The 20,909-nt window shown below is 52.7% G+C and carries 20 protein-coding genes; 8 read left to right on the top strand and 12 right to left on the bottom strand.

Going from position 1 to position 20,909, the window contains the following annotated elements:
* Positions 1-176: 176 nt before the first annotated feature.
* On the bottom strand, positions 177-1,205 hold the full coding sequence (locus BM040_RS07620) for a hypothetical protein (RefSeq protein ID WP_092100327.1): 1,029 nt from the start codon (positions 1,203-1,205) through the stop codon (positions 177-179).
* A 284-nt stretch (positions 1,206-1,489) separates the two neighbouring features.
* On the opposite strand from BM040_RS07620, the gene BM040_RS07615 reads away from it, so the two are divergent.
* Entirely contained in the window at positions 1,490-1,876 is a 387-nt protein-coding gene (locus BM040_RS07615; RefSeq protein ID WP_245756133.1) for a hypothetical protein, read from the top strand.
* A gap of 14 nt (positions 1,877-1,890) precedes the next feature.
* Here the strand turns inward: BM040_RS07615 and ggt are convergent, their stop codons facing one another.
* Both ggt and BM040_RS07605 read right to left on the bottom strand, forming a co-directional pair.
* On the bottom strand, positions 1,891-3,615 hold the full coding sequence (gene ggt, locus BM040_RS07610) for a gamma-glutamyltransferase (protein ID WP_217646731.1): 1,725 nt from the start codon (positions 3,613-3,615) through the stop codon (positions 1,891-1,893).
* 89 nt (positions 3,616-3,704) lie between these two features.
* Positions 3,705-5,813, bottom strand: coding sequence for a carboxy terminal-processing peptidase (locus tag BM040_RS07605; RefSeq protein ID WP_092099906.1), 2,109 nt, complete (start codon positions 5,811-5,813; stop codon positions 3,705-3,707).
* A gap of 422 nt (positions 5,814-6,235) precedes the next feature.
* Here BM040_RS07605 and BM040_RS07600 point away from each other — a divergent pair, with 422 nt between their 5' ends.
* A complete protein-coding gene (locus BM040_RS07600) occupies positions 6,236-6,787 on the top strand; it encodes an arylesterase (RefSeq protein ID WP_092099905.1) in 552 nt (183 codons plus the stop codon).
* Positions 6,788-6,847: 60 nt separating this feature from the next.
* Here BM040_RS07600 and BM040_RS07595 read toward each other — a convergent pair whose 3' ends face one another.
* The 7 genes from BM040_RS07595 to BM040_RS07565 form a co-directional block, all read right to left on the bottom strand.
* Complete coding sequence (locus tag BM040_RS07595) at positions 6,848-7,447, bottom strand: DUF4142 domain-containing protein (protein ID WP_092099904.1); 600 nt, start codon at positions 7,445-7,447, stop codon at positions 6,848-6,850.
* 51 nt (positions 7,448-7,498) lie between these two features.
* On the bottom strand, positions 7,499-7,930 hold the full coding sequence (locus BM040_RS07590; RefSeq protein WP_092099903.1) for a response regulator: 432 nt from the start codon (positions 7,928-7,930) through the stop codon (positions 7,499-7,501).
* Between the two features lie 337 nt (positions 7,931-8,267).
* The gene (locus BM040_RS07585; protein ID WP_092099902.1) at positions 8,268-8,804 is read right to left on the bottom strand and encodes a hypothetical protein; all 537 of its coding nucleotides are present in this window, start codon (positions 8,802-8,804) and stop codon (positions 8,268-8,270) included.
* A 154-nt stretch (positions 8,805-8,958) separates the two neighbouring features.
* Entirely contained in the window at positions 8,959-9,546 is a 588-nt protein-coding gene (locus BM040_RS07580; protein WP_092099901.1) for a fasciclin domain-containing protein, read from the bottom strand.
* A gap of 134 nt (positions 9,547-9,680) precedes the next feature.
* Positions 9,681-10,442: a fasciclin domain-containing protein gene (locus tag BM040_RS07575; protein ID WP_092099900.1), complete on the bottom strand. Its 762-nt coding sequence runs from the start codon at positions 10,440-10,442 to the stop codon at positions 9,681-9,683.
* Positions 10,443-10,599: 157 nt separating this feature from the next.
* Positions 10,600-11,685, bottom strand: a complete 1,086-nt coding sequence (locus tag BM040_RS07570; protein WP_092099899.1) for a S1C family serine protease — start codon at positions 11,683-11,685, stop codon at positions 10,600-10,602.
* Positions 11,686-11,719: 34 nt separating this feature from the next.
* Positions 11,720-12,292: an RNA polymerase sigma factor gene (locus tag BM040_RS07565; RefSeq protein WP_092099898.1), complete on the bottom strand. Its 573-nt coding sequence runs from the start codon at positions 12,290-12,292 to the stop codon at positions 11,720-11,722.
* A 146-nt stretch (positions 12,293-12,438) separates the two neighbouring features.
* Between BM040_RS07565 and BM040_RS07560 the strand changes: the two genes are divergently transcribed.
* Entirely contained in the window at positions 12,439-12,633 is a 195-nt protein-coding gene (locus BM040_RS07560) for a hypothetical protein (protein WP_092099897.1), read from the top strand.
* Positions 12,634-12,822: 189 nt separating this feature from the next.
* Here BM040_RS07560 and BM040_RS07555 read toward each other — a convergent pair whose 3' ends face one another.
* Positions 12,823-14,013, bottom strand: a complete 1,191-nt coding sequence (locus tag BM040_RS07555) for a proline dehydrogenase family protein (RefSeq protein ID WP_092099896.1) — start codon at positions 14,011-14,013, stop codon at positions 12,823-12,825.
* Positions 14,014-14,237: 224 nt separating this feature from the next.
* Between BM040_RS07555 and BM040_RS07550 the strand changes: the two genes are divergently transcribed.
* The 4 genes from BM040_RS07550 (at position 14,238) to BM040_RS07535 (ending at position 18,256) form a co-directional block, all read left to right on the top strand.
* The gene (locus BM040_RS07550; RefSeq protein ID WP_092099895.1) at positions 14,238-15,320 is read left to right on the top strand and encodes a bifunctional 3-deoxy-7-phosphoheptulonate synthase/chorismate mutase type II; all 1,083 of its coding nucleotides are present in this window, start codon (positions 14,238-14,240) and stop codon (positions 15,318-15,320) included.
* Positions 15,321-15,466: 146 nt separating this feature from the next.
* Complete coding sequence (gene aroB, locus BM040_RS07545; RefSeq protein WP_092099894.1) at positions 15,467-16,504, top strand: 3-dehydroquinate synthase; 1,038 nt, start codon at positions 15,467-15,469, stop codon at positions 16,502-16,504.
* Entirely contained in the window at positions 16,501-17,727 is a 1,227-nt protein-coding gene (locus BM040_RS07540; protein ID WP_092099893.1) for a 3-phosphoshikimate 1-carboxyvinyltransferase, read from the top strand. Before aroB ends, BM040_RS07540 begins: the two co-directional genes overlap by 4 nt.
* 10 nt (positions 17,728-17,737) lie before the next feature.
* Positions 17,738-18,256: a hypothetical protein gene (locus tag BM040_RS07535; protein ID WP_092099892.1), complete on the top strand. Its 519-nt coding sequence runs from the start codon at positions 17,738-17,740 to the stop codon at positions 18,254-18,256.
* Positions 18,257-18,426: 170 nt separating this feature from the next.
* Here BM040_RS07535 and BM040_RS07530 read toward each other — a convergent pair whose 3' ends face one another.
* Positions 18,427-19,206 carry a helical backbone metal receptor gene (locus tag BM040_RS07530; RefSeq protein WP_092100322.1) on the bottom strand — a complete coding sequence of 260 codons (780 nt, stop codon included), beginning with the start codon at positions 19,204-19,206 and terminating at the stop codon, positions 18,427-18,429.
* 264 nt (positions 19,207-19,470) lie between these two features.
* Here BM040_RS07530 and BM040_RS07525 point away from each other — a divergent pair, with 264 nt between their 5' ends.
* A complete protein-coding gene (locus tag BM040_RS07525; protein WP_175491015.1) occupies positions 19,471-20,859 on the top strand; it encodes an amidohydrolase family protein in 1,389 nt (462 codons plus the stop codon).
* Positions 20,860-20,909 lie beyond the last annotated feature (50 nt).

The following is a 20,909-nucleotide window of genomic DNA, read 5'->3' as shown; positions in this document are numbered from 1 at the left end:
GAAGTATAAAGAAGTATAAATTCCAGTATTGTGAAAGAGTCTCACTTCGAAAGTATGGGAGCCTTATAAAAAGTATGAAATCATGATTATCTGTTTATTCCGCTTCATCACCGGTCAATAAAAAACTCCTGCAAGTATACACCTGCAGGAGTTTAAAGAAAGAAGGAAAGTATAACTTAGGCAGCCTGGCCCAGATCGTAATCCTCTTTGCCAAGCAGCGGCTTTATCTGTTGCTGCAGCCTTGCCTCTACAAACGAGCGTTGCAGGTAAGCAGGCAGTTCCTGTACGTACTCCTCATACTTCTGCAAGCCCATAGCCTGAGCCACAAAGCACTCATGGATGCCGTTGAGATAGCCGACAATCTGCAGCAGCGACTCGTGGAACAGCTTAAAGTCGATCTCGGCCTGCACAAAGCGCGCGATCTCGCGGTGCGTGCTCGAAATGCGCAGGCGTGCCATCAGGTCGAACACGGTGGTATAGCCCATGCGCCAGGTAAGCTGCTGCCAGTGCTGCGGCCCGAATTTCTGCAACACATCGCCTGTTTTGCTGCTGCGGATAGCCGTAGCCAGGTTAGCCTGCACAGCCTGTCGTACCGCTTTGGCCTTCATGCGCCGCGTGGTGCGCAAAAACTGCCCTATCTGCGACTGCGCCTCCAGTTCCTTGCCCGCTATCTGCAGCCCGGGTTTGTAGTGCGCCAAGGGCAGGCGGTGCACGTTAAAGTCATCGTAATGGCCGGAGGCGTAAAAGCCAATGGCCCGTGGATAGGCGTTCTTCACAACCAGCCGACCAGCCTCGCGCAGCACCCACCCTTCGTTGTTGGTTTTCAGGCCGCGGGTATACAGGAAGGCCTGAAGGCCGGCGTAAACGGCGTAATAGGCCTGTGGGAACGTCCAGTGCAGGGCATTGCGCATGTACTCCTCGTCACCCAGCTCGGCAGTGGCCCGCAGCGCGTACTCGGTACTCCAACTGTTCAACAGTAGTTTCTTTATCGCCTCCAGGTCCTGATCGGTCAGCTCCGGCCGCTGCTCATGCAAAATAGGCAGTTGCCCCGGCGCCATGGTGCCGGAGTTCTGAATGTGGTAATTTATCGCAAAAAAGTAATTCAGAAACACTTGTGCAGGTATGGATTTCTGCGATAGTTTATCGGTGTTTTGTGCCTCCTCCGGATAGAGGGAAAGCACGTTTTCTTCATCTCTCTCTTTCATGTATACAGAACAATCCGGAGGCTTTATCAGTTGCAAAAAAGCAGGAAAAAGCATGCTTTTCAATCATTTTAAAACGCTGAAAATCAATAAGTTGTAATTGTGACTTTGGTTTTTATTTCGGATGCAGCAAAGTATAAAAAAGGTGCGTTGAGGGTGCTTTTTAGAGGCCTCCTAAAGACGATTTTACCAGCTCTGACTACGGTGGGAGAGGGAGGTTCTGAGGCTAGAAAGTATAACCAAGCAGGGCTGTTGGCGGTAAACAAAGTATAAAATTTATACTTCAGATGAACATCGTAGACAGACCAGACATAGCCAACAACACACATGCCGCTGTTCTGATAGGAGCGGGCCTCACCAGTTATTTTCTGAACGAGAACAGGCCGAAAACGGCGCTTATCCCGCCGCTAACCGGAGGGGCCTTGCTACTGCTCAGTTCAGGTATAAAAGCAGGCAACCAGAATGTGGCGCACGCGGCGGTAGGAATGACCTCGCTGCTGAGTGTGATGACAGGTATACTTTTGTCCAAAGCCATTGCGCCGTCGCAGGAGGCGAAGCAAAAATTTAAGCCCGAAGTACTCCGGCGCAGGGCCAGTGTCTTCGGGCTTATGACTTTAACGGGTTTAGCCGCTGTAGGTGTGTATGTGGCCGGCTTTATCCAGAAGCGGAAGTAGGCCGAAAGTATAGTTTAGAAACCGGCTGCCACATCGTCCCCACGCGGATCGGCACCACCTTCCAGCTTCCCATCAGGCAGCACTAATATGGCGTCCACGCGGCCATACTGCCCGCGCTGCCGTAAAGTATAGCCTTTGCTTTGCAGTGCAGCGCGTACCGGAGCGGGTATAGCGTCGGCGGTGTGCTGTATCTCGTCGGGTAGCCATTGGTGGTGGAAACGGGGTGCGGCCACGGCCTGCTGCATGGTCATGTCATGCTCCAGCACGTTCAGGATGGTCTGGAAAATGGAGGTGATGATGGTGGACCCGCCGGGTGTACCCACGACCATAAACAGCTTACCGTCTTTCTCCAATATGGTGGGCGTCATGGCACTGAGCATGCGCTTGTTTGGCTCTATGGCGTTGGCTTTGCCGCCCACCAGCCCGTACATATTCGGTACACCCGGCTTTGAGCTGAAATCGTCCATTTCGTTGTTGAGCAGAAACCCAGCCCCTTCTACCACCACATAGGAGCCGTAGCTGCCGTTAATGGTGGTGGTGATGGAGACAGCGTTGCCGGCCGGATCTACAATGCTGAAGTGGGTTGTTTCCTCGCTTTCAAACACGGGCACCTGACCAGCTTTTACTTCGGAAGAAGGGGTGGCCTGTGCCAGTGTCATGGTGCTCATGCGGCTTTTCAGGTAGTCCTCATCCAGCAGTTCCTCAACCGGCACGTGCACAAAGTCCGGGTCGCCCAGGTAGGTGGCGCGGTCGGCGTATACGCGGCGCTCGGCCTCCGTCATAATCTGAATGGTTTCCGTGCTCTGCCAGCCATACTTTCTAAGGTCATAGGGCTCCACCATTTTAAGCAATTGCATCAAGGCCACGCCACCGCTCGACGGCGGGCCTATCGAGATAACTTTATAGCCTTTGTAATTCCCAATCACGGGTTTGCGCCAAACGGAAGTATAGTTGGCCAGGTCCTGATGGGTCATGATACCGTTCCCGCGCTGCATCTCTTTCACGATTAAATCGGCCGTTTCGCCGGCGTAGAAGCCCTCACGGCCTTTGTCGCGGATGCGCTCCAGTGTGCGGGCCAGGTTAGGGTGGCGGAGGGTGTCTCCAGCCTTCCACTCCTGCTCACGCACCAGGTAGGGGAGGTGCTTGTTGTTTTTAAGAAATGCCTCTTTTGTGTTGTTCAGGCCCCGGGCTTCCCGCTCGGTCAGTACCACGCCATTACGGGCCAGGTCTACGGCTGGCTGCACCAGTTCTGCCCAGGGCAACGAACCAAACTTCTCGTGTATCTTCACCATGCCATCTACCGAACCCGGAACACCCGCCGCCAGGTGTCCTCTGGTGCTCAGGCCCTCTACCACATTGCCAAGGCTGTCCTGGTACATGGTTTCAGAGGCCTTCGCCGGGGCTGTTTCCCTGAAGTCGAGGGTAGCCACTTCGCCGCTGGCGCTTCTGGCCACCATAAAGCCGCCACCACCAATGTTCCCTGCCTCCGGAAAAGCCACTGCCAGTGCAAACTGCGTTGCGATGGCCGCGTCGTAAGCATTGCCGCCCTTGCGCAGGACTTCGGTGCCGATGCGCGAGGCGTCGGGGTGGGCGGATACCACCATGGCTTGCGCGGTTATCAGGCCTCTTGCGGCTGCTGTGGGTGCTTCCTTGACTGGTTTGGTAGCGCAGCTATTTAGCAATGCTGGCAGCAGGAAATGCAGCAGGAACCATGCTTTAGGGATGGCTTTGAAGTGCATAAGTATATGGTTGATGTTTGGATGCTTAAGATATAAAAAAACGCCAGCTATCTGCAATAGCTGGCGTTCTTGTTAAGGTATGCGCTGTCTTATTTCAAATCTTCCTGAATGATGGCAACTGCTTCCTCCAGGTGCACATCCTGCTCCAGGCTCTTGATGAACTCCTTGTTGCGGGCCAGTTTAGCCGTGTCGCTGCCAAGGGCTTGCAGGTCCTGCTGCAGGCGCTTCACGTTGAGCACCGGCAGTTGCTTCTGCGCCTCCTCCAGGCGCTTGGCCTCAGCTTCAGCTTTTTTCTCCTCTGCTTTATACTTTTCCAGTTGCAGGGAGCGGGTGGTGTTATCCGCCTGCTTCTTCAGGCGCTCGGCGCTCTGCTTAATCAACTGGAAGCTCTCATTTTTGGCCACACGTTTCTGGCTGCTTGCCTTCACCTGCGTCACGTTCAGTTTACCACTATTCCATGGTTTATACTTGGCAGGGGCAATTTCGTCGAAAGGCAGCGCGTAATCCTGCTCCTTCTCGCCGAACTCCAGGTAAGCGTAAGCATCCGGAAGCGTTACATCCGGCGTTACGCCGCGCAGCTGCGTGGTGCCGCCGTTGATGCGGTAGAATTTCTGGGTTGTCAGTTTAAGGGCGCCGAATGGCTTGTAAGGGTTAAACTGCGCCGGCAGGGCCTCATCCAGCTCAAAGAACTGCTGCACAGTGCCTTTGCCAAAAGTTGGGCTACCCACAATAACGGCGCGCTTGTAGTCCTGCATGGCGGCGGCAAGAATCTCGGAGGCAGAGGCGCTGTTTGAGTTTACCATAATCACCAGCGGGCCACCGTACTGCACCTGCGTGTCGCGGTCGTCAAGCACAACGGCTTTGCCAGAGGCAGTTTTTACCTGCACCACCGGGCCTTGCTCGATAAACAGACCAGCCATTTCCACGGCATCGGCCAGTGAGCCACCGCCATTGTTACGAAGGTCCAGAATCAGGCCTTTCATGCCAGCACTTTTCAGTTTCTCCACTTCCTGCTTCACATCGGCACCGCTGAAGCGGCCGTTTTTGTTTTCGAAGTCGGCGTAGAAACCTGGCAGCTTAATGTAACCAATCTTATCCTTGTCCTCAATCAGGGCAGACTGGGCGTAAGTCTCCTCAAACACAATCACGTCGCGGATAATCGGGATAACCTTGGTAGAGCCGTCTGGCTTTTTAACTGTGAGGCGTACTTCGGTGCCTTTTTTACCGCGAATTAGCTGAATGGCGTCATCAATGCGCATACCTTCCACCAGCACAGGGTCTTCAGCGCCCTGGGCTACTTTCTGGATGGCGTCACCCGGCTTCAGCTCGCCCTGCAGGTACGATGGGCTGCCCGGCACTATCTCCATCACGCGTATCTGTCCGTCTTTTTCCTGCAGCGAGGCACCGATACCCTCCAGGCGGCCGGTAAAGTTGATGTCGAAATCAGCTTTGGCTTTTGGCGGGAAGTATCCTGTGTGCGGGTCGTATACGTTGGTTACAGCGTTGATGTAAGTAGCGCGGCGGTCGTCGCGGTTAATCTGGGCAAGGCGCTGGTACAGGTCCTCGTACGTCTTGTTCACTTTCTCACGGGCCTCTTTCTCCAACTCCTCAAATGTTTTCTGCTTGGCCTTCGGATCTTTCTCCAGCGCCTTCTGCTGGTCTTCCTGCATACTTACCAGGCGCACGAGGGTCTGGTATTTCAGTTGCTTGCGCCAGGCTTCCTTCAGCTCTTCGGTAGTCTTGGCAAAAGGCAGCTTCTCGCCATCCAGTTCAATCTGCTCTTCCACCGTGAAGTCGAAAGGCTTGGCCAGGATTTCCTTGTAATAGGCCTGCGACTCCTTCATGCGCTTCTCTATCAGGTCTGCCGACAGGTCGAAAAACTTGAAGGAACCCTGACGTAGCTCGTCGTCGATGGCGGTTTCGTACTGGCGCAGTTGCTGCACGTCCGACTCCAACAGAAACTTCTTGTTGTAGTCCAGGCGCTGCAGGTACAGGTTGAACACCTTCTTGGAGAAGCTGTCGTCTACCTTCTCAGGTTGGTAGTGCCCCGAGTTAAGGCCCTGCATCAGTGCTTTTATCAGGATCTCGTTTTTGCTATCCGGGTTGTTTCCGTTTCTATAAAGTATAAAAGAGCCGGTCAGCAGGATAACTGCGAGAACTGACAGTATTATTTTAAAGCGGGTTGTCAATGATATCATCTATTTAATAAGTTGAACTACAGGTTAGATTGCAAAAGTGATGCCGCTCGCGCGATTAAATTCGGTTTAAAGTGTAATGTAGGGGAAAAAAACATTTTATCATAGCAGTCAGCGCAGGCAGCTTCTTTTCATGTACTACATACGTGGCAAAGTGCCTGGTATTATAACTGATAACCAACTTTTTTCGTTTCAGGGAGCCTGTGCCAAGGCCTTGCCCGCTCCTAAAAACAAGAAAGTGCCGCCGGTGTTTTGATAAAGGAAGCCGGAGCCTGGGCGTGAGGAGGAAAAGTATACATGCGCAGTGCTTGTGTTGGGTTGGTGTTTGAGCGGAAGTATAGCCAGGTGGCACAGAAGAGGGGAGGCGTTGCGCATTGGCTGTGTTGCCACCAGCGGCCTCCGTATTTACATTTAGAGAAATCTGCATGAAAAATATACTGATATTCGGGGACAGCCTCACAGCGGGGTACGGATTACCGGCTGCACAGGCGTACCCCAGCCTTATTCAGGAACAGTTACGGCAGGAGGGGTATGCGGATTACAAGGTGCTGAACGGCGGCCTTAGCGGCGATACCACCGCTGGCGGCGTGTACCGCATCGAGCGCTGGCTGCACGAACCAATCGACATATTTATACTGGCGCTAGGGGCTAACGACGGTTTGCGCGGCATTGCTGCGCGTGAGACAAGCCAGAACCTGCAGGCAATTCTGGATAAGGTGCTGCATAAGAACCCGGAGGCAAAGGTTATACTTTCGGGGATGGAGATACCGGACATTGTGCCGGGGCGCTACGCGGCCGAATTCCGGAAACTGTTCCGGGAGCTGGCCCTGAAGAACAACATTCACTTTATTCCTTTCTTGCTGGAAGGGGTGGCGGGAAACCGCCTTCTGAACCTGCCGGACGGGGTGCACCCCAATGCAGAGGGGCAAAAGCTGCTGGCGCAGCATACCTGGAACAAACTGAAAGAACTGCTCTAAAGTATAAAAGCCCGGGCAGAAACTGCTTCCCGGGCTTTTATAACTGGTTATACTTTCCTGTTACGGCTGAATGCCGCTATCCCGGTTTTTAAGCTCTACCTCGCGGCCTCTGGCCTGCTCATACTGTGCCTGCAGCTCTTTTAAGGTGTTTCGGGCCCAGAGCGAGAAAGCGGTGGCGTCTGACTGCTCGATGTCTTTCACCTTACTGTCAAACTCGTCGATGGCCTTTTTCTGCGCGTCGGTTAGCTGCTCCCAGTATTCCTCGTTAAAGTTCTTGGCTTCCCGGAGCTCAGATAGATGCTTGGTGCCCTCCTCATTCATTTGCTGAGGAAGCGACACGTTGTTTTCTTGCGCCAACTCGCTCAACTCCTTTTGTTTGGTGGTATACCAGTCTACCAGGTTGCGTCCGTAGGCTTTTACCGCATCGCTGGTGCCCTGGTCAGTGGCTATCTTACCGAGTTCTACCTGCAGCATGTTGTTCTGGGCGGCAAACTCCATCAACTCCCTTTTATCGTCTGTCAGGGTGGTATCTGCACTGGCTGCCGCAGTAGTGCCGGAAGTGGCCTCGGTCGTGTTTTGCTCGTTTGTACTTCCGGAGTCGCAGGAGGCGAGTAACAAGGCGCCTGCCGCGCACCAGATAGCTATAATCGTGTTTTTCATAGTTCGTGGAAATATTAAGATATAGTTTGTTATACCTTAATGCATACGAAACTATGACAATTTGTTTTCTGCCCGGGTGCTATCCTGCAGGGCAAGTATGTTGTTGAGGGTCGGGATAGACAGTGGCTTGGTAATAAAACCTACCACCACTTCATACTGGCGCGCCCGCTGCAGGTAATCCTGCTCGTCGGAGGAAGTGAACATGGAGATAAACGTCTGGTGTCGCTCGTTATACCCCATGGCATAGTAGCGGTCCAGGAAATCGAAGCCGTCCATGGAGGGCATGCTGATGTCGAGCAGGATAAGGTCCGGGAAGGCTGTATCGCCTGTAACTTCGGCGGCACGAAGAAAGTCCAGCGCCTCGGGCACGCTATGGCAGACCGATACCATGCTGCTCACGTCGGCGTCTTCCAGGACAATCTGAGAGAACAGGTTGTTGATTTGATCGTCGTCGATGATCAGAATGTGGTTCAGTTTATACATAAGGGTGCAGTGAATCTATCGTAGTTATGTTGGTGCCCTGATAAGAACAACAACGTATCTTTATTCCTTCTAATTAAAAGCAGCTACGGTGTTATAACGGCAATAAGCGGTGCCGTAGTATATATGATAGCCCGAATAAACTCTTTTTGATCCAACTTATTTTCAATAATAGTATGTTTTTAGTGGGAAGACAACCCTTCTATGTAGTATAAAGTAACTGGTATTATTAATATATATTTATGTGTATATTTTATAAGGGGTGGCTGTAAACGAAGAGCGCCCGCCGGTAAAATCTATACCAGCCGGGCGCTCTTTATTTTGAAAATCTGTCTACTGCCTAGTAGTAGATATGCTCTCCTCTGTTGCTCTGGAAGTGCGTTTCAAAGTAACGGGCATCCTCAGGGGTGCGTGGTTTGAAGCCAAGCACTATGTTGCCCTCTTTTACGCCTGATTCGTATACTTTGGCTCTTTCCTCCGGAATACCAGCGCCAATCAGGGCACCAATCAGGCCACCTGTTAAACCACCGGCACCGGCACCCGCCAGACCAGCCGCCAACGGACCAGCCACTACAAGGCCAAGGCCCGGAATGGCCACGGAAGTACCAATGGCCGCCACTGCGCCAACAATGGCTCCCAGGGTGCCGCCAATGGCAGAACCTGCGCCTGTTCCTTCCAAGGACTTGTTGCCGAGCTCTGTGGTGTCACCTTTTGTCTCTCCGCTAAAATGGCGCTTTCTGCCTTCATCAGACATCACCACGTTAATCTCATCCTTATCATAGCCGCGTGCGCGCAGTTCGTCGTAGGCGCGCTCGGCGCTGTCTCTGTCTCTAAACATAGCGGTCATCATTCCCGCATTATCAGTTCTGTTTGCCATAGCTTTCTTGTTTTTTTATAATGGTTCACGTATGGCCGGCAGCTACCTAGTTTGTGCTATTGCCGGCGTGGTTTCTATTAACGGGTAAGCATAAGCTATAGTTACGGTTTTGTTTTGGTGCCGTTTGCAAGAAAAGAGCTGCCGCTGTTGCGCTTTAGTAGCGCTCCAGCCTACTCTCTACAGGGGTAATCACCTTATCCACCACATGCAGGATGCCATTAGATGCCCTAACGTTGGCCTTCACGATAGTAGCCCCGCCAACAGAGACGGTATCATCGTTTACTGTAACAGCTGCGTACTCGCCCCCGCTGGTTTCTATACTTGGGTCGGCACTCAGGCTGGCCGCATCGGCCTGGCGCAGCAGCATGTGTGCCTGCAACAGCCTGATGAGCTGAGCGCGGTATTCGGGCTTCATGAGCATGTTCACCGAGTCCTGGGGCCAACTGGCAAAAGCCTCGTTGGTTGGGGCAAACAACGTGAGCGAGGTTTCTTCAGCCAGGGCAGCTGTCAGATCAGCCTGCTCTATCATAACTGCGAAAGTAGAGAGGTTGGGATCCATTTTAATTAAGGCAGCCAGCGTGTACTGCGCCGTTTTCACGTCCTCAAACATGGCGTCGTAGTCAGTGGCCTGGAAGGTAGTGTCTGAACCTGTCATTTCCTGAGTTTGGCTAAAGCTTACGTTGCCCCTGCTGGTGCAGCTCAGCAGCCCTGCTAATGCCAGTAAGAATAGCGTATACTTCATGTATGGTTATTTTAAGTTGAATAAGGCAAATGCGTGCCTGTGCTACTTGTTATACGTAGCCTGCTATACTTCATGGGTATAAAAAAAGCCCCCTGAAGAGGGGGCTTTGTAGTAAGCTTATTTATGGGGCAGGATTAATACCCGATAGTGGAGTTATCCTGCGCGTTTTCCGGAAGTATAACGTTGTCGATCACATGGATGACACCGTTAGAGGCCTCCACGTTCGCTTTAACTACCTGGGCGCCGCCAATGCGGATATTGGTATTGTTAACGCCAACCTCTACCGGAATATAAGAGTTCTCACCCACCTGTATTTGGGAGTTATTCTGGAACTGAGCGGATGTCACTTCATTTGGCAGTACGTGCGCCTGCAGCACGCTCTTCAGCGCCGCCTTGTTGTCAGCATTCAGCAGTGCTTCCAGTTTATCATGGGGTACCTTGGAGAAAGCCTCGTTGGTTGGAGCCAGCAGGGTAAACTTACCTAAACGGCTCAGGTCGTTTTCCAGGCCGGACTGCTCTACCAAGGATATAAAAGTAGAAAGGTTGGGGTTCATTCTGGCCAGTTCCAGCACATCATACTGCTCGGTATTATCGACGTCGGCAAACATCTCATCTATGGAAACCGGGTTCTCCATAGAAAGCGCATCCATAGATATGCTGGCGCTCATGTCCGCATCAGTATCCATATCTGTGTCGATGTCTGCATCTACGTCGGCATCCACATCCACATCAGCATCTAGGTCAGTATCGGTGCCGGCCATTTCCTGGGTTTCGGTCATGGTAACATCACCTTCCATGGCAGTGGTGTCGCTCATGGTGTCGTTAGTGCTTGCGCAGCCAAAACCAAATAACATGGTGGCGGCAAGTGCCAGCGGTGCAATTATTCTTCGTTTCATAGCTTTCAGTTATATTAAGTTGCTCAATAAGTTGAGTAATCAATTCAACTATAATTTAACTGAAAAGCGCTGAAAATGTTGAGGTTGTCTTTATTTGCCTGGCCAGTATACCTTAAGTTTAAATGACTTATACTTTAAGGTTACACGCGTTGGCTAACTAGTTATATACTTTCACGACAAAAACGAAGTCTCTCAACTTTTTCAGTTGCTGAGGCCTCGCTTGGGTTGAAAGTGTATTATTTTTAGGTATAGTTAGAGCGTTAACTTGGGCTGTAAGTGAAAGCTCGTCTATTATTTGCAGCAGGTAAGCAGATTTGATGGCAAATGCTGCCCCTTCCTGGCCAGCTTGCTTCCCGCTAATCACGCCCACCAGGTTGCCCTTGTCATCGAGTAGCGGACCGCCGCTGTTGCCTGGGTTAAGCGGAATAGAAATCTGATAAGCGGTGGTGTCGCCCTCAAAACCGGAGGCGGAGCTAAGCGAGCCTTCGCCGAAAACGATGTCCTCACGCGGATACCCGAGTGTGAATACGCGCTCACCAAGATCGCACTCGGCGCCTTTGAAAGCGTAAGGCAATTTGCCAAACGTCTCAAAATTCTCGTCGGCCACCTTTAGTATAGACAGGTCGTGTATCTCGTCGCGGTAAATCTCGCTTACCTTATACTTTAGCCCTGCCTTGTTTTCGATCATGATGGAGTCCGCACCCTCTACCACGTGGGAGCTGGTCACCACATAACCTTCCGGGGAGATAGCGAAACCGGTGCCGCTAAAGGCGGCAGGTCGAGGCGCTGGCTTGGCGGCATCGTTAATGCCGTTAATAATAGCTGTCTGGGCTTTCTTGAGGCGCTCCACCTCACGGCGTAGCTCTACGTAGCGGGCTGTTTGCTGCTGTACCGGCTCCTTCATCTCCTGCACGCTCCAGAGCGTGCCGAATACCGAAAGCAGGGAAACGCTGGCGGCCACGGCAATGGTTTGCTTGTGGCGATTCCAGAAAACGCGCCAGCCATTTGGCGTGGCAGGCAGTTGCTCGCGCTCCATCTCCTCGTGGATCAGGTGGAGTTTCTGGCGCAGCTGCTGGCGCTCTCCCAGGCCCTTCATGGTTGCCAAGAGCTCCCTGTGCTCGCGTACCTGCTCTGCCAGGCGGGCATCAGTGCGTACCAGGGCCTCAAAGCCAGCTTTCTCCTCAGCGGTCATCTGGCCGTTCAGGTAGCGTTCAATCTCCTCGTATGCGCGGTACTCTAACATCTTCGTTCTTCTCCCAGTGTTAACTTTAGCCTGCTTAAACCTCAGGCTTATAGGTGGCAAAAAATATCTTCTTCAGGCGCTGCAGGCATTTATACTTCTGGTTCTTGGCCGTGTCGGTGTTGGTGTAGCCAAACTTGTCTGTAATGTCCTGCATGTTCTGCATCCGGATGTAGTAATCTTCCAGCAGGCTGCGGCAGGGCTCCCCGAGCTGCTCCAGCGCCTCGCCCATCACACCGAATTGTTTTTCCTGCTCCTCATGGCGCTGGGTGTCTTCCTCCACGGGCACAAAGCCCTCGCTCTCATCCAGCCTAGTGGCATAACGGCCTTTCTCGGCCAGCCGCTTTAGCCAAAGCCTCCGGCACACCGAGTACAGGTAGGTCTTTATCTGGCAGGTAAGCTCCAGGCTGTTGTCCCTTATCTTCTCGTAGAACACGATAACGCCTTCCTGGTAAATGTCCTTGGCCTCGTCGTCGGTTCCGCTGTTCGATAAAATAAAATGAGAAATCACGGGGAAGTATAGTTTGTACAGGTGGGCCAGCGCTCTTTCGTCACTGCGCCGGATGCCTTCTATCACCGCCTCATCCGTCTCATACAAACTCTTCTTCATTCCAGTCAAAATTTAATACACGAAGGGACGCTTTGTAACCCACCAAAAAAATATTTTTAAAAATTTTCAGAAAGCCGGGTTACCTCTGCCGGTTTTGGGTATGAAGGTCAAAATCGAAACCAAAACACTTAATCACAAACACAAAAATGAAAAATTTATTCACATTCGCTATCGTAGCTCTTGCTCTTTCTTTCACAGCTTGCAACAACGAAGCTGCAACTACTGAGACTGAGGCTGTTGAGACTGAGACTGTAGAAACTGAAACTCCTGCTGTTGAGGAAGAAGTTGTAGTAGAAGATACTACTGCTGCTGAGGCTGACTCTGCTACTGTAATCGAGTAGTTATAGCCAGGAACTACAGCGAATAGCTTATAGTTCTGAAACACATTACCGGGCCTTGTGCTAACAGCGCAAGGCCCGGTGCTTTTTAACCCTACCGCCAAAGTATAGCTTGCGCGGTGTGAGGCAAACAAGAAGGCCAGCTACCCGGTAGCTGGCCTTCTTGTTTAAAAACAGGTGTAGTCCGCAGGCTTATTTTTTCGCCTTCTTGCGGCGCTCCAGTTCGTTTTTTATCAGGGTAAACTCGCGGCTGCTCTGGCCGGCGATGGCGGTGTTCTCGTTGGCGCGGCGCAACAGGTACGGCATTACCTCCACCACCGGACCGTAGGGCACATACTTGGCCACGTTATAGCCGGCCTTAGCCAGGTTAAAGGAGAGGTTGTCGCTCATGCCATAGAGCTGGGCAAAGTATACGCGCGGGTCGTTGGGAGCAATGTTGTGCTCCTCCATCAGCTCCAGCAGCAGGTAGCAGCTGTCCTCGTTGTGGGTGCCGTTGCAGAAGGAAATCCGGTCGATGTGTGCTATGCAGAAGCGCAGGGCATTGTTAAACAAGTCATCCGTGGCTTGCTTGGTAGGGTTGATGGGGCTGGGGTAGCCTTCCTGCTCGGCAATCTTACGCTCCTTTTCCATATAAGCGCCGCGTACCAGCTTGGCCCCCAGGTAGTAGCCGCCCTTCACCGCATTCTCGAAGTCGCGCTTGAGCACATCCAGGCGGTCGTGGCGGTAGAGTTGGTAGGTATTGTAGATGTTGGCCTTCTCCTTGTTGTAGAGCGCCATCATCTCGTACGTCAGGTTATCGATGGTTTCCTGAATCCAGCTTTCCTCGGCGTCTATAAACACGCGCACATCGCGATCGTGGCAGCGCTTGCAGATCTCGTTTACGCGGTCGCGGCCACGCTCAAAGGCGGCGCGCTCGGTGGCGGAGAGTTCCTGCTTCTTCTGTACTTTCTCCAGCAGGTTAATGTCTATAAGGCCTGTAATCTTGAAAACAGAGAAGGGGATGTGCTTGTTGCGGTGCGCTTTCTCGATTGTCCGCAGCAGCTCGTCGCGGGTGGCGTCAAAGCTTTTCTCATCGCCCTCACCCTCCACAGAGTAATCCAGAATGGTGCCGATGTTATACTTGCCCAGCTCCTGAATCGCACGCTCCGACTCCTCGATGGTTTCGCCGCCGCAGAAGTGGTTGAAAATGGTTGGCTTCACGATAAACGTGACCGGAAGGTGAAGCTTTATCGCCGTGTTGAGCAAGGCACCACCGGCCTTCACAAAGGTGTTGCTGTTCATGGACTTAAACAGCAGGTACATTTTATACAACTCAGCGTCGGATTTGGATGAAAACGCGACAGCTGTATCGTCAAAAGAGACTTTATTGGTAATCAGGTTCATGTACGTAATTTTAAGCGGTGCAAAGATAGCAGGCCGGGGGTTGCGAACAACTAATAAAACCGGCGTAAAAGCTAAAATTATACTTTGACTAAAGTATAAACTCCGGCGGTCGCTTTGCTGTTTTATGCATGGGCCGATGCGGAACGTGTGGCTCCTGTTAATTATACTTTGGCAAGCGCCTTTTTGCCCCGCATCGGCTACCTTTGTAACAATACACGCAACTGATGAAGTTTAACCACGCAGAATCTTTTTTTTCGGCTGAGCAGCAGGGGCAGCCGTTGGTAATTGCCGGACCCTGCAGTGCCGAAACCGAAGAGCAAGTGTTGCAAACGGCCCGGGCGCTGAAGCAGCAAAATATTCATTTATTCAGGGCGGGCATCTGGAAGCCCCGCACGCGCCCCGGCAGCTTTGAAGGCGTAGGCTCTATGGGGCTGGCCTGGCTGCGCCGCGTAAAGCGGGAACTGGGGATGAAAGTTAGCACCGAAGTGGCCACCGCCCGCCACGTGGAAGAGGCCCTCCGGCAGGAAATAGACGTGCTTTGGATCGGCGCCCGCACCACGGTAAACCCCTTTGCCGTGCAGGAAATAGCCGATGCGCTACAGGGGGTAAAGGTGCCGGTGATGGTGAAGAATCCCGTAAACCCGGACCTGGCCCTGTGGATTGGCGCCATCGAACGCATCTACCACGCCGGGGTAACGGACCTGGCTGCCATTCACCGTGGCTTTTCGTCTTACCAGAAAACAAAGTACCGGAACGTGCCGGTGTGGCAGATACCCATCGAGCTGAAGGCCCGCTACCAAGGCCTGCCGCTTATCGTTGACCCAAGCCACATCGGCGGCAAGCGGGAGTTGATTTTCCCAGTGTCGCAGAAGGCGCTGGATTTGGGGTATGACGGCGTGATGATAGAGACGCACCCCAAGCCGGACCTGGCCCTGAGCGATGCCGCGCAGCAGGTAACACCAGAAAGGCTGGCCGAGATACTGGGCCAGCTGCAGGTGCGCAAAACGAGCTATGACGATGCCGAGCTGGAGAACCGTTCCGAACAGTTGCGCCTGCAGATAGACGCCGCTGACCATGACATCATCGCCGCGCTGGCTCGCCGTATGGCCTTAGTGGAGCAGATTGGCGAGTATAAAAAACTTAACAACGTGCAGGTGCTGCAGCTCGAGCGCTGGAAGGAAATTTTCCGGACCCGGGCCGAGTGGGCCTCCGAGGCTGGTATCAATCCAGCTTTCATAGAAGAGCTTTACAAACTGATTCACGTGGAATCGATTCGTAAGCAAACGCAGATTTTGGATGGGGTTTAACGCCGGAGTTGTTATATTGCCTGCTTGCGAAAGTTTAAGCGTTAAATTGTGAAATGGCTGAAAGGCTAAACGAATGATCGCTGCATCGGGATTTATACTTTCTACCCGTTTAACTCTTTAACTCTCTAACTCCTAAACTCCCAAGGATGACCGAAACAATACATATCGGCAATGATGCCCTGCAGCAGCTGCCGGAGCTACTCAAGAACCGTGCTTTCAGCAAGGTGGCGGTGCTGGTGGATGAGAACACGCTGCATCATTGCTATCCTAGCCTGAAGCCCTACTTGCCCGAGCACGACCTGATCCAGGTCCAAAGCGGGGAGGAGCACAAAACCCTGCAGACTTGCGAGTATATCTGGCAGCGCATGACGGAGCTGCACCTGGACCGCTGGGCGGTGCTGGTGAACCTGGGCGGCGGCGTGATAGGCGACATGGGCGGATTCTGCGCGGCCGTGTTTAAGCGCGGTATATACTTTGTGCAGGTGCCCACCACCTTGCTGGCGCAGGTAGATGCCAGTGTGGGCGGCAAAACTGGCATTGATTTCCACGGGCTAAAAAACCACATTGGGGTGTACCAGGAGCCGCAGGCGGTGTTCATCAATCCCGCTTTCCTGCAGACACTGCCGCAGCGTGAGCTAAAATCCGGTTACGCCGAAATCATCAAGCACTGGCTTATTGCCGACAAAGAAGCCTTTTTGGAGCAGCGCCATGTTGGCCTTGTTGCTGCAGACTGGGACAGCCTGATTCGTCAGTCTGTAAGTATAAAATCCAGGGTGGTGGAGCAAGACCCGCTGGAGGGTGGCCTGCGCAAAATCCTCAACTTTGGCCATACTGTGGGCCACGCCGTGGAAAGTTACCTGCTGGAGCAGCCGGGGCGTGAACTGTTGCACGGCGAGGCCGTGGCCGTGGGCATGCTCTGCGAAGCCTGGATTAGCCGCAAACACGAGCTGCTTTCCCCGGAAGAGCTGGATAAGATAGAGACCTTCCTCGTGTCGGTGTACGAGAAAGTATCGCTCTCCGAGCAGGACATCCAGCAGATGGCCCAGCTCGCGCTACAAGACAAAAAGAATACTCGTTCCACCATCAACTGCACCTTGTTGGAAGGCATCGGCAACGCCGTGTACGACCAACCCATCACGGTGCAGGAAATTGTTGAATCACTACGCTACTATACCTTACTATGAGCCAAAGCCTCACCTTACAACACCCTACCGGTAAACTGACCGGAACGATAAAGCTGCCAGCTTCCAAGAGCGAAGCCAACCGCGCCCTCATCATTGCGGCGCTGTCGGGACAGGAATCGCAGTTGCATAACCTCTCCGAAGCCAACGATACCCAGTTGCTCCAGCGCCTGCTGCAGAGCAATGACCAGACTATAGATGCCGAAGATGCCGGCACCGTGATGCGCTTCCTGACAGCCTACTACGCGGTGACAGGCCAGCAAAAGCTGCTCACCGGCACCGAGCGCATGTGCCAGCGGCCGATTAAAGTGCTGGTAGAGGCCCTGCGCGAGCTGGGAGCAAGTATAGACTATGTAGGCGAGGAGGGCTATCCGCCCCTGAAAATTGGCGGGTTTAAGGGCAGCGGCCAGAAACACCTGAAAGTGCGCAGCGACATTAGCAGCCAGTATATTTCTGCCCTGCTCATGATAGCACCCTTGCTGCCTGAGGGACTGGAGCTGGTACTGGAAGGCAAAATCGGTTCCCGCCCCTACATTGAAATGACGCTTTCGCTCATGCAGCACTTCGGGGTATCGGCTGATTTTTCCGGCAACACCATCACCGTGAAGCCGCAGAAGTATAAAGCAGCTGAGTTTACCGTAGAGTCGGACTGGTCGGCGGCAAGCTACTGGTACAGCCTGGTGGCGTTGGCCCAGGAGGCCGACATTACGCTGCTGGGCCTGAAAGAAAAGTCTTTCCAAGGGGACAGGGCTATTGCCGATATCATGTACCGCTTGGGCGTGTACACCGAGTTTACCTCGGAAGGCGTGCGGCTGCTGAAAAAAGAGCATGAGCGGCATATTTCCCTGGATTTCTCCGACTGCCCGGACCTGGCGCAAACGGTGGTGGCGCTGAGCGCAGGCATAGGCATCGCGGTAGATATGACGGGCCTGGAAAGCCTGCGCATCAAGGAAACAGACCGCATCCAGGCGCTGCAGATAGAGGTGCTGAGCCTGAATGCCTCCCTGCAGGAGGTGACGCCAGGCGTCTTCAGCCTCAAGCCAGGCATTCTGCAAAAGAAAGAGCTTTCCTTCCGTACTTACCAGGACCACCGCATGGCCATGGCCTTTGCGCCACTGGCGCTGCTGCAGCCCATCGAAATACAGGAACCAAGCGTGGTGCGCAAATCGTACCCCAGGTTCTGGGAGGACCTGCAAAAGGTGGGCTTCGAGGTGACGTATAACTAACGTATAACTTATGCCGGAACGAAAACTGTACGGGGATGCCAAGCTTATAGCGGCGCTTTTAAGCCAAATGCAGCTCATGGAAGAGGCGGCAGGCGGCTGGGCGGCTGTGTATAAGGATACCTCTTCGGGCAGGTTCTGGATGAAATGCTACACGACAGCGGGTGAGCAGGGTAGCGGTGGCTACGAGCTGCTCATCCGGCTGCCGTTACCCTCCACTCAGGAGCTTATTGGCCTGGCTATACTTTCTCCACATGAAGATGAAGCCGTGGCGGCCATCATGCGCCTGCTGGAGGAAGAGGCGGTAGAGCAAAAGGACTTCCGGGAGCAACTGGTTCAGCAGTTAGAAGAACTGGAAAGTATAACGCCGGAGCAAAAGCAGCGGGTGAGGGAAATTATCACGCTTACCTCTTTAGGTGACCCGCTGAACAAGCGGGAGGTACTGGGCAAAACAGCCGCGCAAGTGCAGGCCGATGTAGCATACTTTGAGGCTGTGTCGGAATGGGCGCGGCAGTTGCTGCGAGATTTGTAGAAACTTAAAGCTAGCGTAACTTGTGGCGATGTATCGCAGCAGTTTTCAACTGCTTTGCTTTGAAAAAGCAAGTATGGTAACAGCCTAAGCTATACTTTATACTTCCTGCTAAAAGGACTGAGTATAAACCTCCCAAACGTATACTTTCCTGCTGGTACAAGAAGCCGCATTTATACTTTCAAGTCTCGTTTTGCTTCCTCCACTACCTGTTGCAGGTAAGTCGGGGCTTTCGCCAGTCGGCTGCCATACCAACTGAACATCTCGCCATCCACTACTTTTATACTTGCCTCAGGACACAACTCCCGAAATTCGGCGATATGTTTCTCCTGGAAAGGGTAGGGCTCTGAAGACAAAAGTATAAGTTGTGGGCTGGCCTGCTGCAGTTGTTCTGGGGTAATTTCCGGGTAACGTTCCAACTCGTCAAAAGCATTAGCAAAGCCGCAGCGGCCGAGCAGGTGGTCGATGATGTTGTGGCTGCCGACGGCCATGTAGGGTTTGCGCCAGATAAAGTAGGCCGTTTTTATACTTGGCTGCACCGGCTGTAGGCTCTCAAAGCCTTGTTTTATACTTTGCTCCAGTTCTGCGGCTCTGGCCTCAGTGCCCGTTAGCGTGCCCACCTGCTGCAGCATTTGCAAGGCATCCTCCAACGTATAGATGTCGCTCATCCATACGTTATACTTTGCTTGTAGCTGTTCAATGCCCTCTTTATAGTTTTCCTCTTTGTTGCCGATAATTAGGTCGGGTTGCAAGGCATCAATCTTATCGAAATGAAAGTTCTTGGTGCCACCTATGACAGTTTTATACTTTACCTGCTCTTTAGGGTGAATGCAAAACTTGGTAACGCCGACCACACGGTCGCCCAGGCCCAGGTCAAATAAAAGCTCGGTTTGCGAGGGCACCAGCGACACGATGCGTTGCGGAGGCTGCGACAGCGTGATTTGGTGGCCCATCTGGTCGGTAAAAGTCATGGAGGAAAGTATAAAGTTAAGGGTTAGCCCCGCCAAATAATTTCAGGTGTACCTGCTGCACCTAGGATTTCGTGCTTAACATCAGGTTTCAGGTTATAATTTACGGGCAGACAGTTTACAAAGCAAATGCAGGAAGGGCTGGTAGGGGTAGTAATCAAGTTATAACAAATGTAAGATTTACCAGGGGGGTACTAGTAATTTCCTGATGCACTTTGCGTTTGTTTAATGCTCACATCAGAAGAAGCCATGATTAAAAAGTTACTCATCTTAACTTTAGTTGCTGCTGCACTTACCTCATGCACCAATCAGGTGTATGACCTGGTTATCGCGGAGGCAAACGTACTGGATGTGCAAACGGGTCAGGCAGCGCTACAGCATGTCTATGTAAAGGACGGAAAAATTGCGGCCCTGTCTGCAGCCGATAAGAGGGTTTCGGAGAAAAGTGCCCTGCGTATGGTGGAGGCGAAAGGCCAACTGCTCACGCCGGGATTGGTGGATGTACATTTCCATACTTCTGAGATATTGGGCGAAGAGCTTAGTACAGACGCTGATTCTATACTTCGCTACCGGCAGAAGTTCGCTGCAGCTTACCTACCTTACGGCGTTACCACCGTGCGCTCGGGTGGCGACAGCGAGGCCTATATTCCGATGCTGCAAGCGTGGCAGGAGCCCTCACCGGCCTATCCGGATTTTATAGCGGTTGGAGCCGCGCTTGTTTCTACTCCAAGAGACCCCAGGCCAGTTTACTCGGGGCATGTGGTCGTGAATAACCCAGAGGAAGCTATCGCCAAAATAGACCAATACCATCAACTCGGTTTCACGAACACGAAGCTATACTGGCGCCTGCGCGAACCCGAATTCAAAGCAGCCTTAAACAGGGCTAAAGAACTGGGCGTGCAGCCTTTCGGCCATATCGACTATAAAGTGCTGCCGCTGGAGGAGGCAGTAAAGGCCGGACTGAAGAATATTGAGCACGCGTACACGGTTGGCATTGCCGCCATCGACTCGGCAAAGTATGAGTACATCAACGCTTGGGCCTTTGTAGACCATTACCCAAAGGCTATCAAGAACAACGCCGTAGATGGCAGCTTCTTTATCTCGAGAATGGAACTGTTTAACCAACTGGGGCCTAATCATCCGCGCATGCTTGAGCTGATAGAGTTACTGAAGGCGCATGAGGTATCGGTTACGCCTACCATACACCTGTTCGCGCAGCGCTTTGGCCTTACATACTTTACCACGCCCGCCAAACTTGCTGCCTACGACTACACCGAGTATCTGGTGGAAGAAGAAAGGATTCGCTGCCGACAGGGCTATTTCATTATGGGGCAATACATCAAACAGATGCATGAGGCGGGTGTGCAGCTCAACCTGGGCACCGACTGGGATGATCCGGGCAAAGCTGCTTTATCAGAAATGCTCGAGCTGCACGAAATAGGAATCCCCATGCCCGATGTATTCAGAATTGCTACACTAAACGGAGCAAAGGCGGTTGGCATGGCAGATACGATTGGCACGGTAGAAGTAGGGAAGAGAGCTAACCTAGTGTTGTTCTCCCAGAGCCCGCTTGAAAAACCGGAGAACCTGCTTGCTCCGAAGGTAGTGATAAAGGATGGCGTAGCGGTAAACAGGTAGCCTAAAAAACAAAACCCCCACAGGTCCCGGAGTGGGTAGCGCTGCGAGGG

Origin of the sequence: Pontibacter chinhatensis, assembly GCF_900113285.1 — a bacterium.
GTDB classification, from domain to species: domain Bacteria; phylum Bacteroidota; class Bacteroidia; order Cytophagales; family Hymenobacteraceae; genus Pontibacter; species Pontibacter chinhatensis.
This window is presented reverse-complemented; position numbering and strand designations above follow the sequence as displayed.

Bases quoted from the DNA above. Each gene is read 5' to 3' on its own strand.
- BM040_RS07620 (WP_092100327.1), bottom strand. From the start codon at position 1,205: ATGAAAGAGAGAGATGAAGAAAACGTGCTTTCCCTCTATCCGGAGGAG.
- BM040_RS07615 (WP_245756133.1), top strand. From the start codon at position 1,490: ATGAACATCGTAGACAGACCAGACATAGCCAACAACACACATGCCGCT.
- ggt (WP_217646731.1), bottom strand. From the start codon at position 3,615: ATGCACTTCAAAGCCATCCCTAAAGCATGGTTCCTGCTGCATTTCCTG.
- BM040_RS07605 (WP_092099906.1), bottom strand. From the start codon at position 5,813: ATGATATCATTGACAACCCGCTTTAAAATAATACTGTCAGTTCTCGCA.
- BM040_RS07600 (WP_092099905.1), top strand. From the start codon at position 6,236: ATGAAAAATATACTGATATTCGGGGACAGCCTCACAGCGGGGTACGGA.
- BM040_RS07595 (WP_092099904.1), bottom strand. From the start codon at position 7,447: ATGAAAAACACGATTATAGCTATCTGGTGCGCGGCAGGCGCCTTGTTA.
- BM040_RS07590 (WP_092099903.1), bottom strand. From the start codon at position 7,930: ATGTATAAACTGAACCACATTCTGATCATCGACGACGATCAAATCAAC.
- BM040_RS07585 (WP_092099902.1), bottom strand. From the start codon at position 8,804: ATGGCAAACAGAACTGATAATGCGGGAATGATGACCGCTATGTTTAGA.
- BM040_RS07580 (WP_092099901.1), bottom strand. From the start codon at position 9,546: ATGAAGTATACGCTATTCTTACTGGCATTAGCAGGGCTGCTGAGCTGC.
- BM040_RS07575 (WP_092099900.1), bottom strand. From the start codon at position 10,442: ATGAAACGAAGAATAATTGCACCGCTGGCACTTGCCGCCACCATGTTA.
- BM040_RS07570 (WP_092099899.1), bottom strand. From the start codon at position 11,685: ATGTTAGAGTACCGCGCATACGAGGAGATTGAACGCTACCTGAACGGC.
- BM040_RS07565 (WP_092099898.1), bottom strand. From the start codon at position 12,292: ATGAAGAAGAGTTTGTATGAGACGGATGAGGCGGTGATAGAAGGCATC.
- BM040_RS07560 (WP_092099897.1), top strand. From the start codon at position 12,439: ATGAAAAATTTATTCACATTCGCTATCGTAGCTCTTGCTCTTTCTTTC.
- BM040_RS07555 (WP_092099896.1), bottom strand. From the start codon at position 14,013: ATGAACCTGATTACCAATAAAGTCTCTTTTGACGATACAGCTGTCGCG.
- BM040_RS07550 (WP_092099895.1), top strand. From the start codon at position 14,238: ATGAAGTTTAACCACGCAGAATCTTTTTTTTCGGCTGAGCAGCAGGGG.
- aroB (WP_092099894.1), top strand. From the start codon at position 15,467: ATGACCGAAACAATACATATCGGCAATGATGCCCTGCAGCAGCTGCCG.
- BM040_RS07540 (WP_092099893.1), top strand. From the start codon at position 16,501: ATGAGCCAAAGCCTCACCTTACAACACCCTACCGGTAAACTGACCGGA.
- BM040_RS07535 (WP_092099892.1), top strand. From the start codon at position 17,738: ATGCCGGAACGAAAACTGTACGGGGATGCCAAGCTTATAGCGGCGCTT.
- BM040_RS07530 (WP_092100322.1), bottom strand. From the start codon at position 19,206: ATGGGCCACCAAATCACGCTGTCGCAGCCTCCGCAACGCATCGTGTCG.
- BM040_RS07525 (WP_175491015.1), top strand. From the start codon at position 19,471: ATGATTAAAAAGTTACTCATCTTAACTTTAGTTGCTGCTGCACTTACC.